The organism is Kitasatospora sp. NPDC004240 (assembly GCF_053603215.1).
Genome location: NZ_JBSGFD010000308.1, coordinates 1 through 6,778, shown reverse-complemented (window position 1 = coordinate 6,778; position 6,778 = coordinate 1). Strand labels below are relative to the sequence as shown.

The following is a 6,778-nucleotide window of genomic DNA, read 5'->3' as shown; positions in this document are numbered from 1 at the left end:
CTCCCGGGTCGGCGCCGTCACCTTCCGGGGGGTGCGTTCTCAAGGCCGGGTGACGGCGTGTCTCCGGGAGGATGTGGCCGGAGGTCCTGCGGGGCCGGCGGGCTGGGGCGCCGCGGGCTTCCGCGGGCCAGGCTTGGCAGCGGAGCCACCACCGGTGGGGGCCACTCCCAGAGCGTCAGTCAACTTGCGCACGACCGGCGCCTCGATCGTCGAGGACGCCGAACGGACGAACTCCCCGAGCTCGGTGAGCTTGGCCATGACGGCCTTGCTCTCCAAGCCGAGTTCCTTGGCGAGTTCGTAAACCCGGACCTTAGCCACTTCACTCCTGTCTATGAGTCCGGGGTGTCTCGTCCGCCGGACCGTCGCTACTTCATGGGCGTACCCATCGCGTACTCATCGCGTACTCATCGAGTGCTCATCGCAATCTCGACCTACTTCCACATCGCGAGGTACCTGACTGGTGGCACGGCGCGCGGCTGCCCGCGCACTGTGCTTGTTGCGGTGGTTCTCCGCCGCGCGGAGCGGCGGCCGTGCGGGAGGCGTCCACCGGGCGGGCCTGAGAACTCAGGGCGCCGGGGTGCCACCTGTCCGCTCCCCGAGGAACCCGCGGAGCCGCTCGGTGTCGAGCGCGCCCTGGAGCCGGAAGGCCCGGGGGAACGCCCGGCGGCGGACCGCGAGGTCGAGGCAGGCCGGTTCGGGATGCAGATAAGCGCCCCGGCCCGGCAGTGCGCCACGGGGATCGGGGACGCAGACGCCCTCGACCGCCGTGACACGCAACAGCTGGTGCTTGGCCGCGCGCTTGCGGCAGCCCACGCAGGTGCGTTCCGGGCGTGCTCGGACATGCGTCCGGCCAGACGAAGGCAAGTCTACCCCTCCGAAGGGACATGGCGCCGCCCCGCCGATCCGGACAGGACCGGCGCGACGGCTCCGTACAACGCTGTCAGCGGTCGGCGGATTCCCGGCCGTCACCCTCGGGCTGGCCCTCGGTGTCCGGCCGGATGTCGATCCGCCAGCCCGTCAGCCGGGCGGCGAGGCGGGCGTTCTGCCCCTCCTTGCCGATCGCCAGCGACAACTGGTAGTCCGGCACGATCACCCGTGCGGAGCGCTGCGCGAAGTCCACGATCTCCACGCTGCTCACCCGCGCGGGGGACAGCGCGGCGGCGACCATCTCGCGCGGGTCCTCCGACCAGTCGACGATGTCGATCTTCTCTCCGTGCAGCTCGCCCATCACGGCGCGCACCCGGGCGCCCATCGGGCCGATGCAGGCGCCCTTGGCGTTCAGCCCGGCCCGGCGCGACCAGACCGCGATCTTGGTGCGGTGGCCGGCCTCGCGGGCGATCGCGGCGATCTCCACGCTGCCGTCCGCGATCTCCGGGACCTCCAGCGCGAAGAGCTTCCTGACCAGGTTGGGGTGGGTGCGCGAGAGCGTCACCGAGGCACCGCGGACACCGCGGCGCACCGCCACCACGTAGCACTTCAGACGGGTGCCGTGCCGGTAGTCCTCGCCCGGGACCTGCTCCTGCGGCGGCAGGATGGCCTCCAGCTTGCCGATGTCGACCAGCACGTTCTTCGGGTCGTTGCCCTGCTGGACGACACCGGTGACGATGTCGCCCTCCTTGCCCGCGTACTCGCCGAAGGTCTGGTCGTCGGCGGCGTCGCGCAGGCGCTGCATCATCACCTGGATGCCGATGCTGGACGCGATCCGGCCGAAGCCGCTCGGGGTGTCGTCGAACTCCTTGGGCTCGACGCCCTCCTCCAGCTCCGAGGGGTCCTCGGTGGCCCAGACCGTGACGTGGCCGCTCTTGCGGTCCAGCTCGACCCGGGCCCGGCGGCGGGAGCCCTCGGTGCGGTGGTACGCGGTGAGGAGGGCGGACTCGATGGACTCGACCAGCAGGTCGAAGGGGATGTTCTTCTCGTTAACCAGCGTGCGCAGGGCACTCATGTCGATGTCCACGGCTACGCCTCCTCGTCTTTCGTCACGTACATGGTGCGGATGGTGCGCAGGTCGTCACTCCGCACCGTCGTCCCCCTCATCGGCGTCGTCGTCCGCGAAGTCCGGGGTCTCGTCGAGGAGCTTCTCGTCCTTGCGGTTGAACTCCACCTGAACGCGCGCCCGGGCGACCTCGGCGTACTCCAGACGGCGTTCCTTGGCGCGACCGCGCCCCTTCACCGGCTGCACCTCGACCAGGGCGCCGTCCTCGTCCGCCTCCAGGACCCGGGCGACGATCTCCCCGCCGTCGACCAGGTGGATCTTGGCCAGCCGGCCCTCGGCCCGGCGCCAGTGGCGGGGCTCGTCCAGCGGACGCTCGGCGCCCGGCGACCCGACCTCCAGCACGTACGCGCCGGCACCCATCAGGTCGGACTCGTCCAGGGCCTCGCCGACGACCCGGCTGAACTCGGCGATGGTGTCCAGGTCGACGCCGCCGTCGGCGTCCACGTCGATCTGCACCTGGCGGCGGCTGCCCGCCTGGGTGACCTTGAGGTCCTCCAGGTCCAGGCCCGCGCCGGCGGCCAGCGGTTCCAGCAACGCACGCAGCCGGTCGATCTGGGTGGTGCTCATCCGGGTGGACTCCTCGGCCGCGTCTGCTGTTGTCAGAAGGTCGTGCCGCACCCCGGGCACCCCGCGGCAGCGGGACGGGTCGCGGCAACTCGGCCCAAAGCCTATCCGGTCCCACCGCGAACCACCGATTCCGCAGGGCGCGCGGGCACGGGCGCGACACCCACTGCGAGCAAGCTCACACCGGCCCGGAGCGAACGGCCCGGGGACAATACGGGTCCACCCAGGTGAGGATTCTGTAATCATTCACGCCAACGAGGGCAGGCGGGCAGGCCGTCCTCCCGTACACGCCCCGGAGTGACGCGATGCAGCCGCACAGCCGACGGACCTTCCTGGCCCTCGGGCTGCTCACCGGCGCCACCGCCGCCCTCACCGCCTGCACCGACTCCTCCGACGACGGCCGGACGGGGGAACGCCGGCGCCCCGACCCGGACGAGCCGATCCGCCGGCGCGCCGTCGCCGCCACCGACGCGCTGCTCGCCGGGTACGACGCCCTGCTGGCCGGCCCCGGCGCCGGGCAGGCCGACCGGATCCGGCCGCTGAGAGCCGAGGTGGCCGAGCACCGCGCCGCGCTGTCCGAGGGCCTGACGGCCGCCGACGCGCCCGCCACGGCCACCGCCTCCTCCACCGCCCCACCCTCCGGCACCGCCTCCGCCCCGGCCCCCGCCTCCGTGACGGCCGCCTCGCTCGCCGCACTGGAGCGCCAGACCGCCCAGGCCCACCTGTCCGAGCTCGGCGGCGCCTCCCCCCAGCTGGCCCGGCTGCTGGCCTCGATCTCCGCCGCCGACGTGCTGCACGCCGTCGCGCTGGGCGACAACGGCGTCCTCAACGTCCCCGCCCCCGCCCCGGCCCCCTCGGCACCGGCCTCCCCCGCGGCCTCCGGATCCCCCTCCGGGTCCCCGTCCGGATCCCCCTCCGGCGCCGCGCCCGCCCCCGAGGCGGTCACCGCCCTGCAGAACGCGCTGGCCGCCGAGCACGCCGCCGTCTACGGGTACGGCGTGGTCGGCGCCAAGCTCCCCGACGACCAGCAGCGCGCCGACGCCCGGACCGGCTACGCCGCCCACCAGGCCCGCCGGGACGCCTGGCAGCGCCTGCTCACCGGCGCCGGCGCCACCCCGGCCGCCGCCGCCCCCGGCTACCAGCTGCCCTTCGCGGTCACCGACGCGGCCGCCGCCGCCAAGCTGGCCTCGCTCATCGAGACCCGGCTGACCGGCGTCTACGCCGACCTGGTGGCCGCCGGCACCGGCCAGCACCGCGCGACCGCCGCCGACGCCCTGCGCGAGAGCGCCCTGCGGGCCCGGCGCTGGGGCGCCGCCCCCACCGCCTTCCCCGGCCTGCCCGCCGGCGGCGCCGCCCCCTCCGCCACCCCCTCGGTCACCCCCACCGGCTGAAGTCGCTGACCTGCGGGTTCCCGTTCATGGCCGACAATGGACGGGTAGGACCACGGGGGTAGCGGCAACCGGAAGGCGCCAGCATGTCGGCAGCACCAGGGCAGATCCTCGTCCCCGACCGGCTGGCGCGGAGCGTCGGCGAGGCCGGCGGCGAGGCGGGGCGGCGATGGCTCGCGGAGCTCCCCGACCGGGTGGCCGCCCACCTCGGACGCTGGGACCTCACCCTGGAGCGGGTACTCGACCCCGGCGGCAGCCTGAGCCTGGTCGGGTACGTGCACCGCGACGACCTCTCCCCCGCCGTGCTCAAGGCCGGACTGCTCACCCCGGAGACCGCCCGGGAGCACGCCGCGCTGACGCACTGGGCCGGCCGCGGCGCCGTCCTGCTGCTGGACGCGGACCCCGCCGAGGGGGTGCTGCTGCTGGAACGGCTGCACGGCGAGATCCCGCTGCGTTCGCTGGCCGAGCCCAAGGCGATGCTGGAGGCGACCAGCCTGCTGCGCCGGCTCTGGGTGCCGGCGCCGGAGGGGCACACCTTCCAGACCGTCGCCGAGCGGGTCGCCGTCGCCGGGGAGGAGCTGCGGAGCCAGGGCGCCCTGCCGGCCGCGGCCGACGCCTCCGCGCTGGTCGCCGAGGCCCTGGAGAGCGCCGAGGGGCTGCTCGTCTCCGCCCCGGAGGAGCTCCTGCTGCACGGCGACTTCCACCACGGCAACGTGCTCGCCGCCGACCGCGCGCCCTGGCTGGCCATCGACCCGAGGCCGCTGGTCGGCGAGCGCGCCTTCGACCTGGCCCGGCTCGCCCAGGACCGGCTGGACACCCTGCTCGGCTCACCCGGCCCCGGCGCGGCCGCCCGTCGGCGGCTGCACCAGCTCGCCGAGGCGGTCGAGGTGGACCACCCGCGGCTGCGCGGCTGGACGCTGTTCCGCAGCGTCCGGGCCGGCCTGCGGGCGCTGGCCGGCGGCCGCCGCGCGGACGGCGAGCTCTACCTGGAGTTCGCGGGCCTGCTCTGATCCACCGGCGTGCCCCGCACGCCCCGGGCGCCCTCCAGCGGCAGGTGGGCGCCCATCACCGCGTACGGGCGGTCGGTGTTGGGGAAGCGCACCGCGCGGGCCAGGTCCTGGTAGCCGAGCGCGCGGTAGAGCCGCCGGGCGGGCGTCTCGGCGTCGATCGCGGAGAGGATGCTGCGGTCCAGCCCGGAGCGCTCGGTGAGCGAGCGGATCAGCGCGGACCCGACGCCGCGTCCCTGGAACTCGGGCAGCACGTGCAGCTCGGTGATCGCGAACACCCCGTCCAGCCAGCCTCCGTACCCGCGGGCCTCCAGGTAGGGCTGGATGACGGTGCTCCACCAGTGCTCGCGCCGGTTGGGCATGCCGTACCCGAAGCCGACGAGCCGGCCGCCGCTCACCGCACCGAGGGCGTCCACGCCGGGCTGCAGGGCGTGCCGCCCGACGATGTGCAGCCGGACGGCCACCTCCTCCGGTGTGAGGCCGAACGCCACCGCCTGGACCTCCAGCGCCTGCGGCGCCCACGCCGCGAGGTCGATGGGTTCGATCGTCACGCCGGTCAGCTGATCCATGCCTCGGACGTTACTACCGAAGCGGCGGGTACGAGGGCGGAGCCGGGAGAAGAGCACCTGGGGGACGGCCTCAGAACAGGACGCTCATGAACGCCCCGACCTCGCGGAAGCCGACCCGGCGGTAGGCGGCGCGGGCGCGCAGGTTGAAGTCGTTGACGTACAGCGAGACCACCGGGGCGAACTCCTGCAGCGCGATGTCGAGGACGGCGGCCATCCCGGTCTCGGACAGGCCCCGGCCCCGGTACGCGGGGTCCACCCAGACGCCCTGGATCTGGCAGGCGCCCTCGGTGACCGCCCCGATCTCGGCCTTGAACACCACCTGGCCGTCGTCGGTGAAACGGGCGAAGGAGCGGCCGGTGGAGACCAGCTCGGCGACCCGGGCCTGGTACAGCAGCCCGCCGTCACCGGCCAGCGGGGAGACCCCGACCTCCTCGGTGAACATCGCCACGCAGGCCGGCATCAACAGGTCGATCTCGCTGCGGCGCACCTGCCGGACCAGCGGATCGGGGGCGATCTCGGCGGAGGGCGTGGTGGTGGCGAGCAGCGGCTGGTGGCCGCGGACCTCGCGGGCCGGTCCCCAGCTGCGCTCCAGCAGGGCCCACAGCCCGGCGGTGGCGGCGGCGGGGCCGACGATCGAGGAGCAGCGGCGGCCCTGGCGGCGGGCCCGCTCGGCGAAGGCCTGGACGGCCTCCGGGCCGGCGTTCACCAGCACCAGGTTGGCCCCGGCGTAGCAGAGCGCGTCCAGCCGGCCGTTCTCGTCGTGCCAGCCCCACATCTCACCGCCCAGGCGCCAGGGGTCGAGGCCGACCGCCTCCACCCGGGTGGCGACGAAGGCGTTGGCGACCGGGTCCCGGTGCAGCACCTCCAGGGTGGCGGCGAGGTCGGGGGCCTCCAGCACGCGGGTGGCCGCCAGGGCGCGGGCGGCCTGGAACGAGCCGGGGAGCATCACACCGCGATCGAGCATCGGGACAGCACCTCACTGATGACGACTCTGGCCGCACCCTACTCCGTGGCCCCGCCCGGCTACGGCCGCGGGGCCGTCCGTGGACGGACGGCCCCGCTCCGGAAACTACTGGGTGCGGATCACTCCGCGGCGGAGACGGTGGGGGTGCCGGGTTCGGCGCCCTCGGCCTGCATCTGCTCGGCGATCTTGAACGCCTCCTCGATCAGGGTCTCGACGATCTTGGATTCGGGGACGGTCTTGATGACCTCGCCCTTGACGAAGATCTGGCCCTTGCCGTTGCCGGAGGCGACGCC

General features: G+C 74.4%; 7 protein-coding genes and 2 pseudogenes. 2 read left to right on the top strand and 7 right to left on the bottom strand.

Annotated features, from left to right (window positions below; genetic code table 11):
- Positions 1–45: 45 nt before the first annotated feature.
- The 4 genes and pseudogenes from ACWEQL_RS39805 to rimP form a co-directional block, all read right to left on the bottom strand.
- Positions 46–318 (bottom strand): annotated as a pseudogene (locus ACWEQL_RS39805) (translation initiation factor IF-2 N-terminal domain-containing protein); the annotation flags it as partial.
- A gap of 246 nt (positions 319–564) precedes the next feature.
- Complete coding sequence (locus tag ACWEQL_RS39800) at positions 565–813, bottom strand: YlxR family protein (protein WP_452156071.1); 249 nt, start codon at positions 811–813, stop codon at positions 565–567.
- A gap of 127 nt (positions 814–940) precedes the next feature.
- On the bottom strand, positions 941–1,954 hold the full coding sequence (gene nusA / locus ACWEQL_RS39795; RefSeq protein WP_452156069.1) for a transcription termination factor NusA: 1,014 nt from the start codon (positions 1,952–1,954) through the stop codon (positions 941–943).
- A gap of 54 nt (positions 1,955–2,008) precedes the next feature.
- Positions 2,009–2,560, bottom strand: coding sequence for a ribosome maturation factor RimP (rimP, locus tag ACWEQL_RS39790; protein ID WP_452156067.1), 552 nt, complete (start codon positions 2,558–2,560; stop codon positions 2,009–2,011).
- 302 nt (positions 2,561–2,862) lie between these two features.
- Here rimP and ACWEQL_RS39785 point away from each other — a divergent pair, with 302 nt between their 5' ends.
- A complete protein-coding gene (locus ACWEQL_RS39785) occupies positions 2,863–3,948 on the top strand; it encodes a ferritin-like domain-containing protein (RefSeq protein ID WP_452156065.1) in 1,086 nt (361 codons plus the stop codon).
- Between the two features lie 83 nt (positions 3,949–4,031).
- Positions 4,032–4,955 (top strand): aminoglycoside phosphotransferase family protein, encoded by a 924-nt coding sequence (locus ACWEQL_RS39780; protein WP_452156063.1) that lies wholly within the window; start codon positions 4,032–4,034, stop codon positions 4,953–4,955.
- Here ACWEQL_RS39780 and ACWEQL_RS39775 read toward each other — a convergent pair.
- From ACWEQL_RS39775 to ACWEQL_RS39765, 3 genes and pseudogenes are all read right to left on the bottom strand, one after another.
- Positions 4,928–5,521 carry an N-acetyltransferase family protein gene (locus tag ACWEQL_RS39775; protein ID WP_452156061.1) on the bottom strand — a complete coding sequence of 198 codons (594 nt, stop codon included), beginning with the start codon at positions 5,519–5,521 and terminating at the stop codon, positions 4,928–4,930. The two genes, ACWEQL_RS39780 and ACWEQL_RS39775, sit on opposite strands and share 28 nt — an antisense overlap.
- A gap of 70 nt (positions 5,522–5,591) precedes the next feature.
- Positions 5,592–6,467: a GNAT family N-acetyltransferase gene (locus tag ACWEQL_RS39770; protein WP_452156073.1), complete on the bottom strand. Its 876-nt coding sequence runs from the start codon at positions 6,465–6,467 to the stop codon at positions 5,592–5,594.
- A 137-nt stretch (positions 6,468–6,604) separates the two neighbouring features.
- Positions 6,605–6,778 (bottom strand): annotated as a pseudogene (locus tag ACWEQL_RS39765) (flavodoxin-dependent (E)-4-hydroxy-3-methylbut-2-enyl-diphosphate synthase); the annotation flags it as partial.

What these genes read in the sequence shown, in the direction of transcription:
- ACWEQL_RS39770 (WP_452156073.1), bottom strand. Translation starts at nt 6,467, where the DNA reads ATGCTCCCCGGCTCGTTCCAGGCCGCCCGCGCCCTGGCGGCCACCCGC.
- ACWEQL_RS39785 (WP_452156065.1), top strand. Translation starts at nt 2,863, where the DNA reads ATGCAGCCGCACAGCCGACGGACCTTCCTGGCCCTCGGGCTGCTCACC.
- ACWEQL_RS39775 (WP_452156061.1), bottom strand. Translation starts at nt 5,521, where the DNA reads ATGGATCAGCTGACCGGCGTGACGATCGAACCCATCGACCTCGCGGCG.
- rimP (WP_452156067.1), bottom strand. Translation starts at nt 2,560, where the DNA reads ATGAGCACCACCCAGATCGACCGGCTGCGTGCGTTGCTGGAACCGCTG.
- ACWEQL_RS39780 (WP_452156063.1), top strand. Translation starts at nt 4,032, where the DNA reads ATGTCGGCAGCACCAGGGCAGATCCTCGTCCCCGACCGGCTGGCGCGG.